Origin of the sequence: Candidimonas humi, from assembly GCF_019166065.1 — a bacterium.
GTDB lineage: Bacteria > Pseudomonadota > Gammaproteobacteria > Burkholderiales > Burkholderiaceae_B > Candidimonas > Candidimonas humi.
Map to the genome: position 1 here is coordinate 61,256 of NZ_JAHTBN010000014.1, position 17,514 is coordinate 78,769.

Genomic DNA, 17,514 nt, shown 5'->3' on the forward strand with positions numbered 1-17,514 from the left:
GCTCGCCGATTCATCGGGAAAACCGATCCTGTACATTGGACGCCAAGCACCTTGATCTCTACCTGCTGCGTTGCCTGACCACCTTGGTCAGCGAAGGGCATGTCACGCGCGCGGCTGCTCACATGGGTATGACGCAGCCCGCCATGAGCGCCGCGTTGGGCCGCCTGCGCACTCTGCTTGGCGACCCGCTGCTGGTGCGCACTGAAAAAGGCATGATACCTACCGCGCGTGCGCTCGAACTGGCCGCCTCGGTGCATCAGGGCCTGGAACTGATAGACCAGGCCCTCGCCCAGGATGCTCCTTTCGACTGCACGAGCTCGGCCATCCGGTTTGAAATCGCCGCCACAGAGTCGACTTCCTTCGTCCTGATGCCCGCGCTGATGGCGAGGCTGCGCAAAGTCGCGCCAGGCGTCAGCGTGCGCGTGCACGTTCCCGAACGCGCCCGCATGCGCAATGAACTCGAGGAGGGATATGCCGAACTCGTGGTCAGCTTCTTGCGTGCAGCGTCCGAAGACCTGCACTCATCGCTTTTGCTGCGCCAGCGGCTTGTAGTCATTGCTGCGGCCAACCATCCGGAAGTGCGCGGCTCGATCACGCTAGACCAGTATGCGCGTTGGCCCCACGCCTACTACACGCGCGGCCGCAGCCGAGGTGCGGCGGTCGAAACGGCAGTCGACGAGGCGCTCACGCGCGCGGGCAGCGCGCGGGTATGCGGCGCCTATTTGTCTTCGATTCTTGCCTCGACGGCGGTTGTTGCAACCTCCGACCTGCTGGCGACGGTTCCCGAGTACATAGCGCGCCATTTCGCGGCGACCCTGGGGCTGCAGGTATTACCGCCGCCATTACCGATGCGCAATGTCGATATTGCGATGTATTGGCACGAGCGCACGCATAAAAACCCCGCGCAGAAATGGCTGCGCGCAGTTTTGCGCGAAGCAGCCATGGAGCTGCAGTCTTCCGGCTAATGCTGCGGATAATATGCAAATACCCCACCCGCACCGTCGATCAAACGGCCCCGGGAGTTATCCGCACGTCAGGATAATGCCCTCTCGCGGCAGCCTTGCGTTACTCAATATCCCATAATTCAACGCACTCATTTATATCCGAGTATTGGCCGCGTATTTTATCGGCCCCTCGGGTTTCGCTGTATTGACATTGCGCGGCCTGCCGTCCGTGCTCGACCCCCATGCGAGCAACGGCAGTGGATATTCCACCGGTTTTTATCCAGAGCCTTATCCACACCTGGCCTTACCCTTATTGCTCTGGAGAGATGCAGACATATGGCTTTAGCGATGGCTATGGCCATAGCGGTGCTATATAGTGGGGTGCGTCGATTTAAAGGCTTTGCTGTGTAAGCAGCCCGATATAAAACGACGGCGTGACAGGGCTCACGCATATTTTCTTTCTGCATAGAGACATTTGCAGATTGCGAGCCGATAGCACTTGGCCCAACCTCTAGGGAAAGGCCGGCATATGACAATCTTGAATCATGGGTAATAAATGAAACCCGATCTCCAGATACAGGAATACCAGAGAGACTCTGAAATGCCGGCCAGCGGCATCACTGTCCTAGCAAATGAAAGCCTATATGCGCTTCAAAATGTCTTTGAGCTTGACGGGCGCGTCAGTTGCTACCCCGCGAATGCGAGCGGGTATTCAGTGGCCAACTGCTATTTGATCCGGGAGGGCGATCACGCGCTCATGCTGGATACTGGATACGTGGCCCACGAAAGAGAAATCCTCGCCCAGCTTGCCGCACTCCTGCAGCCCGAGACATTATTGTCAGTATTCCCCATGCGGCTCAATGAATACATGTCGGTTTGCAACGTCGAGTCGATTGCTGCGGAATTCAATGTTGTGCAATGCTATTCGGGAAACCCGGACGCCGCGAAATGGGTCGACTTCGGAGGCAAGTCAGACGGCGCCGGCCATGGCTCTTATACGCTCAAGACGACCCTGGTGGGGCGCGCCGAAACGCTTTATGTCGGCCATGGCAAGCAACGGCCCCTGGTCGCTTTCCAGGCCCCCATACGCCTGATCGGAACACGCTGGATGTACGACGAGACGACCCGCACATTATTTACCTCCGATATGTTCTCCCACGAGTGGAGCCAGAGCGCAGATGGGCCCTGGACGGCCGATGCATCGGACAGTTCGACGACAGCAGCCCTGATGCGCAGTTTTCTGCTGAATACCCGCTATTGGTGGCTGGAAGGCGGCGAAACCAGCTCGCTGCGCCGGAAATTGGGCGATGTATTCGATAAATACGATATCGAAACCATTGCTCCTGGATATGGACGGATTCTGTGCGGCAGGGAAATTGTCGAGCGTCAATACAAATTGATGGACGAGGTTCTTCGCAGCCTGGATAAAACCGTGGTCTCCCCGAAATACGTAAATCGCGACGACTTGAGATAAAAATGAGCGGACCCAAACAACTTCCTAGAGAAATCGCCAAGGGCGTATTCTGGCTCGGGGATTGCCTCGAGCAGCGTGCAAACGGCAAGATCTACCATACTTATAATGCCGCCTTCCTGATAGAGGGGTCGTCCGCCTGCATGCTGGTCGAGACGGGGCATCCCAAGGATTTCCCAATAATAAATCGCCAGCTGGAGGCGCTGCTTGCCAGCCGCCCGCCGCTCAAGTACTTGTTTGTGACCCATCAGGAGACACCGCACTCGGGTGGCTTGGGGCGAATTTTGCACAGATATCCCGGGGTGCTGCTGTGCGGGGATATCAGCGACTATCACTTGGCATTTCCGCAATATGTCGACCGGATGCGCTCCATGAGAGAAGGCGATGAGCTCGATCTCGGCGATAGATCGTTTGTTATTGTCGATTCGGTCATTCGCGACTTGCGCACCACTTGGTGGGGTTTCGATAAAAAGGAGCGTGTTTTATTTCCAGGCGATGGCTTTGCCTACAGCCATTACCATGAAGATGGCCATTGCGGCCTTTTCGCCGAAGAGGCGATATCTCTGGATCTTCCCGAGGTATCCGCCGTATTTGCGGACCGCGCGCTGTTCTGGACCAAATTTACAGACATGAATATCTATGTCGATCGGCTTCAGGCGCTTCTCGACAAGCTCGATGTGAAGGTTATCGCACCCACTCACGGCCTGCCCATACTGAATCCAAGCCAAACCGTACCCAAGGTAAAGGCCGGGCTGTTGTATGGCAGTTCGGTTCCGGAATCGGGCACTGAGACGGGTGTCGCTCCGCCGCCGGACACCGCCAAGACCGGCGCTCCGGCCGTGTGAAACAGCCTGCCGCGTCATGGCATGGGTCAATTCCCGATTTCAGATAGGTTTGCCCAAAAATAAAGAAACTAAAAAAACAGAGTGACTATTGGCTGCCAATCACTCTTTAACAAAATGGAGACTTTCATGAAAACAGCGGTCTTAAATAATTTTTCGAGGATGGGTAGCGGCAAGACTGTAGCCTCGGCAGCCAAACTGGCAGGCGGCGCCTCAAGCAAGTTAATGCACAGGTTGGGGCACGCGCTGCCAATCATTTTGTTTTCGGCAGCCTCCGTCTTGTGCGCGAAGGATGCTGCTGCAAAGGGCTACCCCGATCACCCCATCACGGTAGTCGTCCCGGACGGCGCCGGGGGCGGCATGGATTTGATCGGCAGGGTGGTGTCCTCCGAAATGGCCAATATCCTGCATCAGTCTATTCTCGTGATGGACAAGCCCGGCGCGAGCGGCAGTATCGGAGCGGTCCAGGTGGCCACCCAGCCGCCCGACGGCTATACGGTGCTGCTGGGACAAACGGCGCAGTTTGCGATTAATCCGCATTTATATGCGAAACTACCCTATGATCCCGTGAAGGGTTTCATACCGATCGTGATCCTCGCAGAGGCGCCTAACGTAATTACCGTTGGCGAAAAATCTCCCTATCACAATGTAAAGGGCCTGTTGGCCGCAGCGGCCAAGGCGAATACCCATGGCCACAAGCTGAATTTTGCGACCCCGGGTACCGGTACGGTATCGCACCTCACCGGAGAGCTGCTGCAGCATAGCGCGGGGGTGCAGCTTGCGCATATTCCATACAAGGGCGCTCAGGCGGCGATAACGGACACCATAGCCGGGCGAGTGGACATGCTGATGACATCAGTGCCTACATCGCTGGGTCAGATCAAGAGCGGCATGCTCCGCGCGATTGCCGTGACCGATGCAAAGCGCAACCCCGCCTTGCCCAATGTACCGACCATAGGCGAATCGGGATACCCCGGGTTCAATGCCGGTACATGGTACGGATTGTTCGTGCCTAGCAATACGCCGCAAAGTATTGTGCAGCGCCTGAATGCCGCCGCAAATAAGGCACTCAAGTCGCCCCACGTCATAAAGACGATTCATCTGGAAGGCGGCGAGGTGCTAGGCGGCACCAGCAGCGCCTTCGCCGCGTTGATCCGGGCCGATTCCGCGAAATGGGGCAAGGTAATTAAAGAGGCGCATATAAAAGTCCAGTAGGAAGCGCGACTTGAAGGCGCCACACACAAGCGCCAAGGCATCCTCCATAAATCCCCCGTGGCGGGCCCGGCAAATCAACCATTGAAACAGGGATAGCAGAGACAATGACACGTTTGACACTCAAGCAGGCCGACGCCATTGCCGGCGGTACTCTCGCCAAGGGGAAGGAGCTCGGCCTGGCGCCTCTGACTGTCGTGGTTCTGGATGCGGGCGGGCACGCCGTCGTACTCAAGCGCGACGATGGCTCCAGCATCATGCGCCCCGAGCTCGCGACGGCCAAGGCATGGGGAGCGCTGGGCATGGGATTCGGCGGCCGGGAACTGGCGCGCCGCGCAAACAAGGCGCCGGGCTTTTTTGCCGCGCTGAATTCCATCTCCGACGGACGGATGGCGCCTGTTCCCGGCAGTGCGCTGATTCGCGATGGCCAGGGCGAGGTCATCGGCGCGGTGGGGGTCTCGGGCGACACTTCCGAGAACGATGAGGCGTGCCTGGTGCCGGCTGTACTCGCGGCCGGGTTGACGCCCGACACCGGTGATCCCCTGTAGCCCTAGAAACCAGCAACCCGCCCCCGGGAAAGTGGGAAGGCGCCGACGACGCTGGCGCCGCCTTCGCATCGGCCGACAGGCTACGGCGCCCGCCGCGGCGGCGCGCAGCCCCTACATCACCGACGTGAAGTTCAAGAAGCGCGTGCTGGCGCCCTGGAAGGTCAGGCGCACGCTGCCGATGGGGCCGTTACGCTGCTTGCCGACGATGATCTCGGCCGTGCCCTTGTCGGGCGAGTCGGGGTTGTAGACTTCGTCGCGATAGATGAACAGGATCAAGTCGGCGTCCTGTTCGATGGCGCCCGATTCGCGCAGGTCGCTCATCACCGGGCGCTTGTTGGGGCGCTGTTCCAGGCTGCGATTGAGCTGCGAAAGCGCGATCAGCGGGCAGTTCAGTTCCTTGGCCAGCCCTTTCAGCGAACGGCTGATTTCCGAAATCTCGGTGGCGCGGTTCTCGCCGGCCGAGCTGGCCGACATGAGCTGCATATAGTCGATGATGATGAGCCCGAGCTGCCCGCACTGGCGCGCCAGGCGGCGCGAACGGGCCCGCACTTCCATGGAACTGAGCGCCGGGGTCTCGTCGATGTAGATCTGGGCTTCCTGCACCTGCTGCACCGCGTGGGTCAGGCGCGGCCAGTCGTCGGCGGTCAGCTTGCCGGTGCGCATGCGGTGCTGGTCTAGCATGCCGACCGAGCCCACCATGCGCATGGCCAGTTGCACGGCGCCCATTTCCATGGAAAACACGGCGACCGGCAGGCCCTGCTCGATGGCCACGTGTTCGCCGATATTCATGGAAAACGACGTCTTGCCCATGGACGGGCGCCCGGCCACGATGATCAGGTCGCCGGCCTGCAGGCCCGAGGTCATGCGGTCCAGGTCGGTGAAGCCGGTGGGCACGCCCGTGACGTCGGAATCGCCCTCGCGATGGTAGAGCTCATCGATGCGCTCGACCACCTGGGTCAGCAGCGGCTGTATGTCCTGAAAGCCCGACACGCCGCGCGAACCTTCCTGGGCGATCTGGAACACTCGCGACTCGGCCTCGTCCAGCAGTTGGCGCGCTTCCTTGCCTTGGGGGTTGAAGGCGGCCGCGGAAATTTCGTCGGCCACCGAGACCAGCTTGCGCAGCATCGAGCGCTCGCGCACGATCTCGGCGTAGCGCCGGATGTTGGCCGCGGACGGCGTGTTGTGCGCCAGCGCGTTCAGGTAGGCCAGGCCGCCCACTTCCTCGGCCTTGGCGGCGCTGGCCAGCGATTCATACACGGTAACCACGTCGGCCGGGCGCGCCAGGCCGATCAGGCGCGTGATGTGCTGCCAGATGATGCGATGGTCGTAGCGATAGAAATCTTCTTCGCCCAGGACGTCGGTGATGCGGTCCCAGGCGGCATTGTCCAGCAGCAGGCCGCCCAGCACGGACTGCTCGGCCTCGACCGAATGCGGCGGCACCCGCAAATAGTCCAGTTGCGGATCGCCGCCGAACGCAGCGCCGCCCGACGGCCCGCCGCCCGACCTATCTCCGCCCACCACCTTGCTGTCTGGCATCGCCACCTCGTTTGATACGTACAGGAATGAAAAAAGAAATAGCCGGCTTGCGCCGGCTATAGTGTAGCGGGATGCCCGGCGCTTGCACGCCGCCCCTGCCGGCTCAGGCCATTTCGCCTTGCACCACCAGGGTGATGTCGACCAGGACGTCGGCATGCAGGGCCACTTGCACGGGGTACTCGCCCACGGCCTTGAAGGCGCCGTTGGGCAGGCGCACCTGCGCTTTTTCCACCGACTCGAAGCCTTGCTTGTGCAGCGCGGCAGCGATGTCCATGTTGGTGACCGAGCCGAACAGGCGGCCGTCCACGCCCGACTTCTGGACGATGGTCAGCGTCAGGCCGGCGAGCTTTTCGCCCTGGGCTTGCGCCGCGGCCAGCTTCTCGGCCTGCACTTTCTCGAGCTCGGCGCGGCGCGCTTCGAATTCCTTCAAGGCGGCGTCGGTCGCACGGCGGGCGATCTTTTGCGGGATCAGGTAATTGCGGGCATAGCCGTCGCGCACGCGCACGACTTCGCCGAGGTTACCCAGGTTGACTACTTTTTCGAGCAGAATGACTTGCATGACGTAGGCCCCGGATCAGTTATGGTTGTCGGTGTAAGGCAGCAGGGCCAGGAAGCGCGCGCGCTTGATCGCGGTGTCGAGCTGGCGCTGGTAGTGGGCCTTGGTGCCGGTCAGGCGAGCGGGGATGATCTTGCCGTTTTCCTGGATGAAGTCGCGCAGCGTGTCCAGATCCTTGTAGTCGATTTCTTCGACGCCGGCCGCGGTGAAGCGGCAGAACTTGCGACGCTTGAACAAGGGGTTTTGCTGCGTGAATTTGCGCTTTTCTTTGCTTTTCTTGAAGAAAGCCATGATGTGCCTCTCGGTTTCAGGGGAGCTGTGCGGCTCCCTGGATATTTTCCATGCGGCGAACCGTCTTGCGGCCCGCCCCTAATCAAAACTCAAAACTGCCGTCCCGGCCTAGACCACGACCGCGGCCCCTCCGGCATACGTCCGGTTCGCCTGCTGGATATGCACCACCAGCCGGCTGGAACCTTTGCGGCTCGGCGCCAGGAAGCCCTCGATCGTCAGCGCGGCGCCCAGCGGAGTGTCCGCCAGCAGCAGCGCCACGTCGCCCAGGGCCACGGCGGGAACCGTCAGCTCGACCCGGCGCGGATGGCCGGCCTCCATGACTTCGGACTCGTGGTTCAGCAGCATCTCGATGGCCGGCAAGCCTGCCGGGGTATATCGTAGCGGCTGGACCTCCAGTGCCGTGGCGGTCATGGCGAACTGGTTCACGCTTGCGGTTCCGGGCGCGGCAGCGTGTGCCTCAGGCCGCCGGGGTAGCTTCCGACGACGCCTTGCGGGCCTCTTCGCGCTCGACCGACTTCATCATCAGCGACGGCGTCGTTTGAGCCTTCTTGGTCTTGATGACCAGGTGGCGCAGGACCGCGTCGTTGTAGCGGAACGAATGCTCGAGTTCGTCGAGGGTCGCTTGCGAGCACTCGATGTTCAGGCAGACATAATGGGCTTTGACTAGCTTCTGGATGGGATAGGCCAGTTGGCGGCGACCCCAGTCTTCGGTGCGATGCACCTGGCCGCCGCTGCCGGTGACCATGGTCTGATAGCGCTCGACCATCGCGGGCACCTGCTCGCTTTGATCGGGATGCACAATGAACACTACTTCGTAGTGGCGCATGAACTACACTCCTTGAGGATGTCTTCCGGATGCCGCTGCCCCGATCCATGCAGGCCGGTATTTACCGGATCCAGCAAGACAGAACGAAAACGGCGCCCGAAAGGGGCAGCCCGTCCCTCCGCGACATTGCAGGAAGAATCGAGCAAGAAACTGTCTATTCTAGCATGTTGGCGCGCAGCTGTCCCGGCGCGCGCCGGGCACGGCCTTGCCATTCGGCCGCATCAGGCTTACAGAGAGGCCCTGGCCGGGCGCGGCGGCCGGGCGGCCGCCGGCAAATAGGCGATGGCTCAGCCTTCCACCACGGCGTAGGCCGAGTGGTTGTGTATGGATTCGAAATTCTCGGCCTCGACACGGAAGCGCTGCACCCCGGCGACGTCCTGGACCTGGGCCGCGACATCGCGCACCAGGTCTTCGACGAATTTCGGATTCTCGTAGGCACGCTCGGTGACGAATTTTTCGTCGGTGCGCTTGAGCAGGCCCCACAGTTCGCTGGACCCCTGCTGCTCGATGCGGCGGATCAGGTCGTCGACATTGGCTCGGGCCGGGTCGTCGTAAGTGACATGCACGGTGACGTGCGAGCGCTGGTTGTGGGCGCCGTAGTCGGAGATGGCCTTGGAGCAAGGGCACAGGCTGGTGACCGGCACCAGCACGGCGAGTTCGAACGCGACGGTGTCGCCATCGGCGCGCGCGGTCCAGGTGAGCTCGTAGTCCATGAGGCTGGCGACGCCCGACACCGGCGCCGTCTTTTCGATGAAATACGGGAAGGACGCCGTGATGTCGCCCTTGGCGGCGTGCAGCAGCGGCAGCATTTCGCGCGCCATGTCGCAGAACAGCGCCGGCGTCATGGGCCGCGAGCGGTATTGCTCCAGCAGGGCCACGAAGCGCGACATGTGCGTGCCTTTTTCTTCGGCCGGCAGGGCCACCGTAAGCTCCCATTGCGCCACGGTGGGCATGGCCTGCCCGCCCGCGCCGGCCACCAGCATGGGGTGGCGCACACCGCGCACGCCCACTCGCTGGATGGGGATATGGCGGGTATCGACGCTGCTTTGCACGTCGGGCATGGCAACAAGAGGATCGGTCAGAGAATTCATGGATTTAAAACCCGGGGGACATGGCCGCTAGGCCCGCCCGAAAAAGACGAACTTTTGATTATGCAACAAACTGCGTCGAGTCGTCCATCAAAACCCCAGCGCAATCAATACATTACACCACAACCTGCCGCCACAGAGCGAGCTATAAGCTTATGGCCGCGTGCCGGCGCCCGGCCGGCCGTCGCTTTATTGCCGCGGCGCCAGGTCCGGGAAGCGCTCGCGCACCGAACGCTCGATGCCCGCCGCGTCCAGCCCCAGGCCGCGCAGCAGCGCGGCCTGCTCGCCGTGATCGATGAAAGCATCGGGCAAGCCCAACTGCTGCACCGGCAGGCACAACCCGTGTGCGCCCAGCAGCTCGGTGACCGCGCTGCCGGCACCGCCCATCACGCAGGCTTCTTCGACCGTGACAAGCGCGTCGTGCTCGGCCGCCAGCGACAGCACCAGGGCCTCGTCCAGGGGCTTGACGAAACGCATGTCGGCCAGCGTGGCGTCGAGCGCCTCGGCCGCCGCCAGCGCCGCCGGCACCAGGGTGCCGAAACCCAGGATGGCGATGCGGCGCCCCTGGCGGCGCAGCACCGCCTTGCCCAGGGGCACGGTTTCCAGGCCCGCCACGACTTCGGCCCCGCAGCCGGCGCCGCGCGGATAGCGCACCGAAGCCGGCCCCGGATGCTGGTAGCAGGTATTGAGCAGCAAACGCGCCTCGTTCTCGTCCGAAGGCGTGGCTACCACCATATTGGGGACACAGCGCAAGAATGCAATATCGTAATTGCCGGCATGCGTGGCGCCGTCGGCCCCTACCAGCCCCGCCCGGTCCAGCGCAAAAGTGACGTCCAGGTTCTGCAGGGCCACGTCGTGGATGAACTGGTCGTAGCCGCGCTGCATGAAGGTGGAATAAATCGCCACCACGGGCTTGCGGCCTTCGCAGGCCAGGCCTGCGGCAAAAGTCACCGCATGCTGTTCGGCGATGCCCACGTCGAAATAGCGGTCGGGAAAGCGCTGTTCGAACTCGACCAGGCCGCTGCCCTCGCGCATGGCGGGCGTGATGCCGTACAGGCGCTCGTCGGCCTGCCCCATGTCGCACAGCCAGCGGCCGAACACCTGGGTGAAGGTCTGGCGCGACGGTGTCTTGGGCTTTTGTATGCCGATGCTGGGATCGAACTTGCCGGGCCCGTGATAGAGCACCGGGTCGGCCTCGGCCAGCTTGTAGCCCTGGCCCTTGCGGGTGACCACATGCAGGAACTGCAGCCCGCCGAGCGCGCGCAGGTTTTCCAGCGTGGGCACCAGGGCGTCCAGATCGTGGCCGTCGAGGGGCCCCACGTAGTTGAAACCCAGCTCTTCGAAGAAGGTGGCCGGCGAGACCAAGCCCTTGGCGTGGCCTTCGACGCGGCGCGCGAATTCCAGCATGGGCGGCACGTGCTGCAGCACCGCGCGCCCCACGTTCTTGGCTGCGGCGTAGAAGCCGCCAGACAGCAGGCGCGCCAGGTAGCGGTTCAGCGCCCCGACCGGCGGCGAGATCGACATATCGTTGTCGTTGAGCACCACCAGCAGATTGACGCCGGGCGTGACGCCTGCGTTGTTCAGGGCCTCGAAGGCCATGCCCGCGGTCATGGCGCCGTCGCCGATCACGGCGATATGGTGCCGCTGCAGCCCCATGTTGCGCGAGGCCACTGCCATGCCCAGGGCCGCGGAGATCGAGGTCGACGAGTGCGCGGTGCCGAAGGCGTCGTATGCCGATTCGCTGCGCTTGGGAAAGCCCGATATGCCGCCCTGCTGGCGCAGCGTGGACATCTGCTCGCGCCGCCCGGTAAGTATCTTGTGCGGATAAGACTGGTGGCCCACGTCCCAGACGATGCGGTCGTCGGGCGTGTTGAAGACGTGGTGCAGGGCGATGGTCAGCTCGACCGTGCCGAGATTGGAGGACAAGTGCCCGCCCGTCTTGGAGACCGACTGCAGCACGAATTCGCGCAACTGGTCCGCCACGGCCTTGAGATCGCGCCTGCCCAGAGTGCGCAGATCGGAAGGAGACTGGATTTGGTCAAGCGTAACGTTAGTCATGGGCAATAAGCATATTCGCGGCAAGCGCCGTGTAGCGGTCTGCGGGCGGGGCGTACGCGGCCCGTGCCGGCACGGCCAGCGTCGGCGTAGCGGTTATTTTAGAACGTATGGCGCGCTGACGCGGGCGGCCGGCGTCAGCGGTCCCGGCCGACGATGAAATCCGCGATCTGGGCGAGCCGGCCGGCGGGCGCGCCCAGCGGCAGCAAGGCGGCATGGGCTTCGGCGCGCAGGCCTTCGAGCAGTTCGCGCGAGCCGTCCAGCCCCAGCAGCGACACATAGGTAGGCTTGTCGCTGGCGGCATCCTTGCCCGCCGTCTTGCCCAGCATGGCCGTGTCGGCGGTGACGTCCAGGATGTCGTCGACCACCTGGAAGGCCAGGCCCACGGCCGCTGCGTAAGATTCCAGGCTCGCGCGCACGGTGGAGCTGGCGCCGGCCACTATGCCGCCCAGCAACACGCTGGCGCCCAGCATGGCGCCCGTCTTCATGCTGTGCATGGTCTGCAGTTGCTCTGCCGAGAGCGTGCTGCCCACGCTGTCGCAATCTATGGCCTGGCCGCCTGCCATGCCGCTGCTGCCTGCGGAACTGGCCAGCACCTGCACCGCCTGCACGATCAGCGCCGGCGCGATCGGCATCTGCGCCAGCAATTCGAAAGCCAGGGGCTGCAGCGCATCGCCGGCCAGCATCGCCGTGGCCTCGTCGAACTGCACGTGCACCGTGGGACGGCCGCGCCGCAAGGTGTCGTCGTCCATGCACGGCAGATCGTCGTGCACCAGCGAATAGGCGTGGATGATCTCGACCGCCGCGGCGGCGTGGTCCAGGGCCATTTCTTGCGCCGTGGTGACGGTGCCGGCCTGCAGGCAGGCCTCGCCGGCCGCATAGGCCAGCATCGCGCGCACCCGCTTGCCGCCGCCCAGCACCGCGTAGCGCATGGCCTGGTGCAGCCTGCCTGGCACGGTTGCGGCATCGGGCAGCAAGCGCTCGAGCACGGTCTCGATATGGTGCACGCGGTCCGACAGCCACGCGGAAAACTCGATTTGCCTGGCGCCCATGTTATGGCTCGTCGGCGGGGTCGAGCGGGCGCAGCAAATTGCCCTGCAGCACCTTTACCTGCTGTTCGGCGGCGTCCAGCCGCTGCTGGCAGATGCGGGCAAGTTCCACCCCTTTTTCATAGGCCGCCAGCGACTGATCCAGCGCCAGCGTGCCGTTTTCCATCTGGGCCACCAGGGCCTCGAGCTGCGCCAGCGCGGTTTCGAAATCCTGAGGCAGGCTTTCCTCGGGCAGGCCGCCCTGCCCTTCGGACTGGGCGACTGCGCCCTTGCCGCTGCTCTTGTCTGCCATTGCGTTCATCCTGAAAATTCAGCGCGCGGCCATGCCGCGCCTCGTGTCGGAGTCGTATATGAGAATTGTAAGGGATGCGCCGCCGGGCCCGGCGCATCGGGGCGATAGGTCTTGTTTTTTAAGAAAAAATTTAGGGTACAATTTTCTGTTTCGGCTAATTTTCGACTAGCCGGCAATCCGTCTTTTCTTCGCACCTGGCTTACCTGCGCAAACGACGCGCGTCGTCGAGCGCTGCCCGGTTTTCATCCTTGCGGGGGGGAATTATGACCGACCTCGGTCACGTGGCGCATCTGGCGCCGGCAAACACACAGCTCCCGGTTGGCAGCTACTTCGACGAAGCCATATTCGCCAGGGAACAGGAACTCATCTTCAAGCAGTCTGCCCTGTATGTCGGGCACGAAAAACTCGTGCCCGAAAAAGGCGACTGGCGCACCCTGGCCCAGGAACAGGCCGGGCGCGTACTGGTGCGCGGCTCCCAGGGCGTGGAGCTGCTCTCGAACGTCTGCCGCCACCGGCAGGCCATCATGCTGGGCGGCACTACGGGCAATGTGACCGACCCGCGCGCCTCCTGCGGCAATCTGCGCGACACCGGCGGCAATATCGTCTGCCCGGTGCACCGCTGGACCTACGACCAGCAGGGGCAGCTCATCGGCGCGCCGCTGTTCGAGGACAAGCCCTGCTCCAGCCTGTCGCGCTTCGCATTGAACAATTGCCACGGGCTGCTGTTCGAAGGCCCGCGCAATCCGGCGCACGACCTGGCGGCGCTGTTCCAGCGCCCCGAATTCGATTTTTCGGACTACGTGCTCGATCACGTCGAAGTGCACCACTGCCACTACAACTGGAAGACCTTCATCGAGGTCTACCTGGAAGACTATCACGTGGGCCCATTCCATCCGGGCCTGGGGCAGTTCGTCACCTGCGACGACCTGAGCTGGGAATTCTCCGACTGGTACAGCGCCCAGCGCGTCGGCGTGCACAAGGCGCTTACCCAGCCGGGCTCCAAGGTGTACGGCGACTGGCACGACCGCCTGCTGGAATATCGCTCGGGCGATGCGCCCGAGTTCGGCGCGGTGTGGGTCACCTATTTCCCCACGCACATGATAGAGCTCTATCCGCACGTGCTGGTGCTGTCCACCCTGCACCCGGTAAGCCCGCAGGAAACGCTCAATATCGTCGAGTTCTACTACCCCGAGGACATCGCCGCCTTCGAACGCGAATTCGTGCAGGCGCAGCGCGCCGCCTACATGGAAACCGCCGTGGAAGACGACGAGATCGCCGAGCGCATGGATGCCGGCCGCAAGGCCCTGATGCTGCGCGGAGTCAATGAAAGCGGCCCCTACCAGTCGCCCATGGAAGACGGCATGCAGCACTTCCACGAGTGGTACCGGCGCCTGATGGATCAAGAAACCTAGGGCGCTTGCCCAGCCACGGCCCTCACGCCAGCCGTGGCTGCAGCCCGGCGGCCGGCCGGGCCTGTACAGCCCGTATCAACCGGGCTCACCGCCCTTGGCCACCGGCCGCGACGGGTCGGCGCACCATTCGCTCCAGGAACCCGGATACAGGGCCGAGCCGGCCATGCCTGCCAGTTCCATGGCGAACAGATTGTGGCAGGCCGTAATGCCCGAACCGCATTGGTGCACCACGCGATCGGCAGGCAAGCCCTGCAGCAGCGCAGAAAATTCGGCATTCAATTCCCGCGGCGCCTTGAAGCGCCCGTCGGCGCCGATATTCAGCCCATTGGGGCGGTTCAGGGCGCCGGGGATATGCCCCGCCACCGGGTCCATGGGCTCGACCTCGCCGGCATAGCGGTCCGCGGCACGCGCGTCCACCACGGTAAAGGCCTGCTTTTCCAGGTTTGCCGCCACGGCCTTTGCATCCACCGTCGGCATGTGCGGACGCTGCCCTGCGCCGGAATCGCCCTGCGCCGCAGCCGTCGCCGGCCGCAGTGCCGACGCGGGATCGCGCCCCGCCCCGCTTTCCTGCGCACCGCCGGCCGCCTGCCAAGCCTGCCAGCCGCCGTCCAGCACCGCCACGTGTTCGTGGCCCAGCCAGCGCAGCATCCACCACAGGTGCGCCGCGAACATGCCGCCGTGCGCGTCGTAGATGGCCACGCGAGTGTCGGGCGCGAGCCCGCAGGCCCGCATCAGCGCCGCGAAATCGGCCAGCGCCGGCAAGGGGTGGCGCCCATTGCTGCCGGTCTTGGGCGCCGACAACTGGGTTTCGTGGTCCAGGTAGACGGCGCCGGGCACATGGCCCTGCTCGTAGGCGCGCCGGCCGGCGGCGTGATCCCGCAGGTCGTGCCGCACGTCGAATACCAGCCAGCGCCCTAGCGGCAGCGCCTGCTTCAGGTCGTCGGCTTGAATGAGCAGATCGGACATATCGTGGTCTCCCGTTCCATATCGGTTATTCCGCCGCCGCGGCCGCGGCGGTGGCGGCAGTCGCCGCCTCGGTTTCGGCGTCCCGCACGATGCGGTCTTCGGTGAAGGTGCGCCAGATCGACAGCAGGCCCGAGGCGATGATCAGCGCGATCCCGCCCCAGGCGATGAGGTCCGGCCGGTCGCCCCAGAAGACGATGCCCAGTATGGCGGCAAAAATAATTGTCGTGTACTGCAGTGCGGCAGTCAGCAGCGCCGAACCCAGGCCGAAGGCCCGGGTCATGGCCAATTGCCCCACCATGCCGCTACTGCCCAGCGCCACCAGCGCCAGCCATGCCTTCAGGCTCAGCGGATTCCAGGCACCGAAGCCAAACCCCACCGCGCTGCTGATGCAGACGCAACTGGAAAAAATCAGCACCGTGCGCCATTCGGGCTCGCCCACCCTGCCCAGCTCGCGCAGCTGCATCATGGCCACGGCCGACATGGCCCCGGCTGCCAGGCCCAATGCCGCGGCCAGCATGTGGTCGTGCTCGATGCTGGGGCGCAGGATGCCCACCACCCCCAGAAAGCCGGCCACCACCGCCATGATGCGCACCGGGTCGCGCTGCGACCCGCCCCAGCCCAGCATCCAGCCGGCGATGAACAGGGGCGCGGTGTAGTTCAGGCTGATGGCAGTGGACAAGGGCAAGTGCGCCAGGGCGTAGAAGCCCAGCCACATGGAAGCCACCCCCGCGACGTTGCGCCACAGGTGCAAGCGCCAACTGCTGGGCGCCAGCGGCCGCCGGTAGTAGCGCGCCCACAACAGCAGGAACAACACGGAAGGGACGCCGCGAAACAACACCACCTGAGCCAGCGATGCCCCCAGATCCACCGAGACTTTGACGCAGGCTCCCATGATTGCAAACATGGCACAGGCCAATAACATCCAGAGAGACTGCATGGTTCAACCGGGCTCGAAATGGGGACGAAAAACAGCGCGAGGAAAAGCCGATACTATAACCTCGCGGGATGGATCATAATCCGTATCCGCTCCCTATGGCGGGACGGCAAGGACATCGGGCTGCGCGGGTCCGGTCGCGCCGGCTTTGAAATGCGGCAATCGCCCCCATATGGATATCGCAAAAACAATCGCCGTACAGAAATTTCGTATCTCAGGGGGATCCTGGCAATGAAACGCATCGTGTTATACCTGCTCACCAACCTGGCCGTGGTGCTGGTGCTAAGCGCCACCATGAGCGCGCTGGGCGTGGGCCGCTACCTTACCGCCAACGGGCTGGACCTCTCGCAACTGCTGGTGTTCGCGGCGCTGGTCGGGTTCGTGGGCTCTTTCGTCTCGCTGCTGCTCAGCAAGCCGATGGCCAAGGCCAGCACGGGTGCCCAGGTCATAGACCCGCAGGCCCCCGCCAATGCGCGCCAGGCCTGGCTGGTCGACACCGTTCACCAACTGGCCGATCGCGCCGGCATCGGCCGCCCCGAAGTCGCCGTCTACGAAGGCGCGCCCAACGCCTTCGCCACCGGCGCCTTCCGCAACGACGCGCTGGTGGCGGTATCCACCGGGCTGCTCGAAAGCATGAACGAAGAAGAAATCACCGCCGTGCTCGGCCACGAGGTCAGCCATATCGCCAACGGCGACATGGTGACCTTGACCCTGATCCAGGGCGTGGTCAACACCTTCGTGGTGTTCCTGGCGCGGGTGGTGGGCTATTTCGTCGACCGCGCCTTGCTCAAGAACGAGCGCGACGTGGGCGCCGGCTACTACATTACCGTGGTGGTCTGCGAACTCGTCTTCGGCATCCTGGCCTCGATCATCGTGGCCTGGTTCTCGCGCATGCGCGAATACCGCGCCGACGCCGGCTCGGCCAAGCTGCTGAGTTCGCGCGAGCCCATGATCCACGCCCTGGCCCGCCTGGGCGGCCTGGAGGCCGGCGAACTGCCCAAGACCTTCGAGGCATCGGGCATTGCCGGCGGCCAGGCGATCAGCGCCCTGTTCGCCTCGCACCCGCCCATCACAGCGCGCATAGCCGCCCTGCAGTCTGCGGCAATCGCCTGAGGCCGGGCAGACTTTCCTGCCAGGAGGGCATGCGCGCCCCTCCAAGGGTTTGCGCCCGAAGCCGAAGCAGGCTTCGGGCGCTTCGCTTCGTCTTGCCGGAGCAGACACCGCGCAACACCGCAATGGCTCGGCAAATCGCAGCCGCCGCGAGCTGCCTATCCCTCCTGGAGACGTCGGCAAGGCCCGCTCCCCAGCACACCCCTGGCAACTTACGCCAGCCCATGAGCCGGACATCTCCATTTGGGAGAAAACCGGACATAATGAGATGGTCAGCCCGCCCCTATCCGAAGTAGTACGCTGAATGGAGAAGAGTTTTTCTGGGAGACCTTCATGAACACCGTTACTTTGATTGGCATTGATCTGGGCAAGCGCAGCTTCC

18 protein-coding genes are annotated in these 17,514 nt (G+C 63.5%); 7 read left to right on the forward strand and 11 right to left on the reverse strand.

Annotated elements, in window-relative coordinates:
- Positions 1-35 precede the first annotated feature (35 nt).
- The 5 genes from KVP10_RS19725 to KVP10_RS19745 all read left to right on the forward strand — a co-directional run bounded on the left by KVP10_RS19725 (position 36) and on the right by KVP10_RS19745 (position 5,017).
- Positions 36-965 carry a LysR family transcriptional regulator gene (locus KVP10_RS19725; RefSeq protein WP_217966464.1) on the forward strand — a complete coding sequence of 310 codons (930 nt, stop codon included), beginning with the start codon at positions 36-38 and terminating at the stop codon, positions 963-965.
- Positions 966-1,500: 535 nt separating this feature from the next.
- Positions 1,501-2,418, forward strand: a complete 918-nt coding sequence (locus KVP10_RS19730) for an MBL fold metallo-hydrolase (protein ID WP_217966465.1) — start codon at positions 1,501-1,503, stop codon at positions 2,416-2,418.
- Between the two features lie 2 nt (positions 2,419-2,420).
- Entirely contained in the window at positions 2,421-3,260 is an 840-nt protein-coding gene (locus KVP10_RS19735; protein ID WP_217966466.1) for an MBL fold metallo-hydrolase, read from the forward strand.
- Between the two features lie 126 nt (positions 3,261-3,386).
- Positions 3,387-4,472, forward strand: coding sequence for a Bug family tripartite tricarboxylate transporter substrate binding protein (locus KVP10_RS19740; protein WP_246600861.1), 1,086 nt, complete (start codon positions 3,387-3,389; stop codon positions 4,470-4,472).
- A 104-nt stretch (positions 4,473-4,576) separates the two neighbouring features.
- The gene (locus tag KVP10_RS19745; protein WP_217966467.1) at positions 4,577-5,017 is read left to right on the forward strand and encodes a GlcG/HbpS family heme-binding protein; all 441 of its coding nucleotides are present in this window, start codon (positions 4,577-4,579) and stop codon (positions 5,015-5,017) included.
- A 111-nt stretch (positions 5,018-5,128) separates the two neighbouring features.
- Here KVP10_RS19745 and KVP10_RS19750 read toward each other — a convergent pair whose 3' ends face one another.
- From KVP10_RS19750 to KVP10_RS19790, 9 genes are all read right to left on the reverse strand, one after another.
- The gene (locus tag KVP10_RS19750) at positions 5,129-6,553 is read right to left on the reverse strand and encodes a replicative DNA helicase (RefSeq protein ID WP_246600862.1); all 1,425 of its coding nucleotides are present in this window, start codon (positions 6,551-6,553) and stop codon (positions 5,129-5,131) included.
- 103 nt (positions 6,554-6,656) lie between these two features.
- Positions 6,657-7,112, reverse strand: coding sequence for a 50S ribosomal protein L9 (gene rplI / locus KVP10_RS19755; protein WP_217966468.1), 456 nt, complete (start codon positions 7,110-7,112; stop codon positions 6,657-6,659).
- A gap of 15 nt (positions 7,113-7,127) precedes the next feature.
- A complete protein-coding gene (gene rpsR, locus KVP10_RS19760; RefSeq protein WP_217966469.1) occupies positions 7,128-7,400 on the reverse strand; it encodes a 30S ribosomal protein S18 in 273 nt (90 codons plus the stop codon).
- Between the two features lie 108 nt (positions 7,401-7,508).
- A complete protein-coding gene (priB, locus tag KVP10_RS19765; protein WP_376811002.1) occupies positions 7,509-7,826 on the reverse strand; it encodes a primosomal replication protein N in 318 nt (105 codons plus the stop codon).
- Positions 7,827-7,857: 31 nt separating this feature from the next.
- The gene (gene rpsF / locus KVP10_RS19770; RefSeq protein WP_217966470.1) at positions 7,858-8,226 is read right to left on the reverse strand and encodes a 30S ribosomal protein S6; all 369 of its coding nucleotides are present in this window, start codon (positions 8,224-8,226) and stop codon (positions 7,858-7,860) included.
- 287 nt (positions 8,227-8,513) lie between these two features.
- Positions 8,514-9,317, reverse strand: coding sequence for a GTP cyclohydrolase FolE2 (gene folE2 / locus KVP10_RS19775; RefSeq protein WP_217966471.1), 804 nt, complete (start codon positions 9,315-9,317; stop codon positions 8,514-8,516).
- A 186-nt stretch (positions 9,318-9,503) separates the two neighbouring features.
- Complete coding sequence (gene dxs, locus KVP10_RS19780; protein ID WP_217966472.1) at positions 9,504-11,372, reverse strand: 1-deoxy-D-xylulose-5-phosphate synthase; 1,869 nt, start codon at positions 11,370-11,372, stop codon at positions 9,504-9,506.
- Between the two features lie 134 nt (positions 11,373-11,506).
- Positions 11,507-12,421, reverse strand: coding sequence for a polyprenyl synthetase family protein (locus tag KVP10_RS19785; protein ID WP_217966473.1), 915 nt, complete (start codon positions 12,419-12,421; stop codon positions 11,507-11,509).
- Position 12,422: 1 nt separating this feature from the next.
- Complete coding sequence (locus KVP10_RS19790) at positions 12,423-12,710, reverse strand: exodeoxyribonuclease VII small subunit (RefSeq protein ID WP_217966474.1); 288 nt, start codon at positions 12,708-12,710, stop codon at positions 12,423-12,425.
- 263 nt (positions 12,711-12,973) lie between these two features.
- On the opposite strand from KVP10_RS19790, the gene KVP10_RS19795 reads away from it, so the two are divergent.
- Complete coding sequence (locus KVP10_RS19795) at positions 12,974-14,122, forward strand: aromatic ring-hydroxylating oxygenase subunit alpha (RefSeq protein ID WP_217966475.1); 1,149 nt, start codon at positions 12,974-12,976, stop codon at positions 14,120-14,122.
- A gap of 75 nt (positions 14,123-14,197) precedes the next feature.
- Here KVP10_RS19795 and KVP10_RS19800 read toward each other — a convergent pair whose 3' ends face one another.
- On the reverse strand, positions 14,198-15,088 hold the full coding sequence (locus KVP10_RS19800; RefSeq protein ID WP_217966476.1) for a sulfurtransferase: 891 nt from the start codon (positions 15,086-15,088) through the stop codon (positions 14,198-14,200).
- A gap of 25 nt (positions 15,089-15,113) precedes the next feature.
- Positions 15,114-16,025 (reverse strand): DMT family transporter, encoded by a 912-nt coding sequence (locus tag KVP10_RS19805; RefSeq protein WP_217966477.1) that lies wholly within the window; start codon positions 16,023-16,025, stop codon positions 15,114-15,116.
- Positions 16,026-16,253: 228 nt separating this feature from the next.
- Between KVP10_RS19805 and htpX the strand changes: the two genes are divergently transcribed.
- Entirely contained in the window at positions 16,254-17,135 is an 882-nt protein-coding gene (htpX, locus tag KVP10_RS19810) for a protease HtpX (protein WP_217966478.1), read from the forward strand.
- Positions 17,136-17,514: the final 379 nt, after the last annotated feature.

Excerpts from the sequence above, each read along its gene's own strand:
- KVP10_RS19730 (WP_217966465.1), top strand. The coding sequence starts at position 1,501 with ATGAAACCCGATCTCCAGATACAGGAATACCAGAGAGACTCTGAAATG.
- KVP10_RS19735 (WP_217966466.1), top strand. The coding sequence starts at position 2,421 with ATGAGCGGACCCAAACAACTTCCTAGAGAAATCGCCAAGGGCGTATTC.
- KVP10_RS19740 (WP_246600861.1), top strand. The coding sequence starts at position 3,387 with ATGAAAACAGCGGTCTTAAATAATTTTTCGAGGATGGGTAGCGGCAAG.
- KVP10_RS19745 (WP_217966467.1), top strand. The coding sequence starts at position 4,577 with ATGACACGTTTGACACTCAAGCAGGCCGACGCCATTGCCGGCGGTACT.
- KVP10_RS19750 (WP_246600862.1), bottom strand. The coding sequence starts at position 6,553 with ATGCCAGACAGCAAGGTGGTGGGCGGAGATAGGTCGGGCGGCGGGCCG.
- rplI (WP_217966468.1), bottom strand. The coding sequence starts at position 7,112 with ATGCAAGTCATTCTGCTCGAAAAAGTAGTCAACCTGGGTAACCTCGGC.
- rpsR (WP_217966469.1), bottom strand. The coding sequence starts at position 7,400 with ATGGCTTTCTTCAAGAAAAGCAAAGAAAAGCGCAAATTCACGCAGCAA.
- rpsF (WP_217966470.1), bottom strand. The coding sequence starts at position 8,226 with ATGCGCCACTACGAAGTAGTGTTCATTGTGCATCCCGATCAAAGCGAG.
- folE2 (WP_217966471.1), bottom strand. The coding sequence starts at position 9,317 with ATGAATTCTCTGACCGATCCTCTTGTTGCCATGCCCGACGTGCAAAGC.
- dxs (WP_217966472.1), bottom strand. The coding sequence starts at position 11,372 with ATGACTAACGTTACGCTTGACCAAATCCAGTCTCCTTCCGATCTGCGC.
- KVP10_RS19785 (WP_217966473.1), bottom strand. The coding sequence starts at position 12,421 with ATGGGCGCCAGGCAAATCGAGTTTTCCGCGTGGCTGTCGGACCGCGTG.
- KVP10_RS19790 (WP_217966474.1), bottom strand. The coding sequence starts at position 12,710 with ATGGCAGACAAGAGCAGCGGCAAGGGCGCAGTCGCCCAGTCCGAAGGG.
- KVP10_RS19795 (WP_217966475.1), top strand. The coding sequence starts at position 12,974 with ATGACCGACCTCGGTCACGTGGCGCATCTGGCGCCGGCAAACACACAG.
- KVP10_RS19800 (WP_217966476.1), bottom strand. The coding sequence starts at position 15,088 with ATGTCCGATCTGCTCATTCAAGCCGACGACCTGAAGCAGGCGCTGCCG.
- KVP10_RS19805 (WP_217966477.1), bottom strand. The coding sequence starts at position 16,025 with ATGCAGTCTCTCTGGATGTTATTGGCCTGTGCCATGTTTGCAATCATG.
- htpX (WP_217966478.1), top strand. The coding sequence starts at position 16,254 with ATGAAACGCATCGTGTTATACCTGCTCACCAACCTGGCCGTGGTGCTG.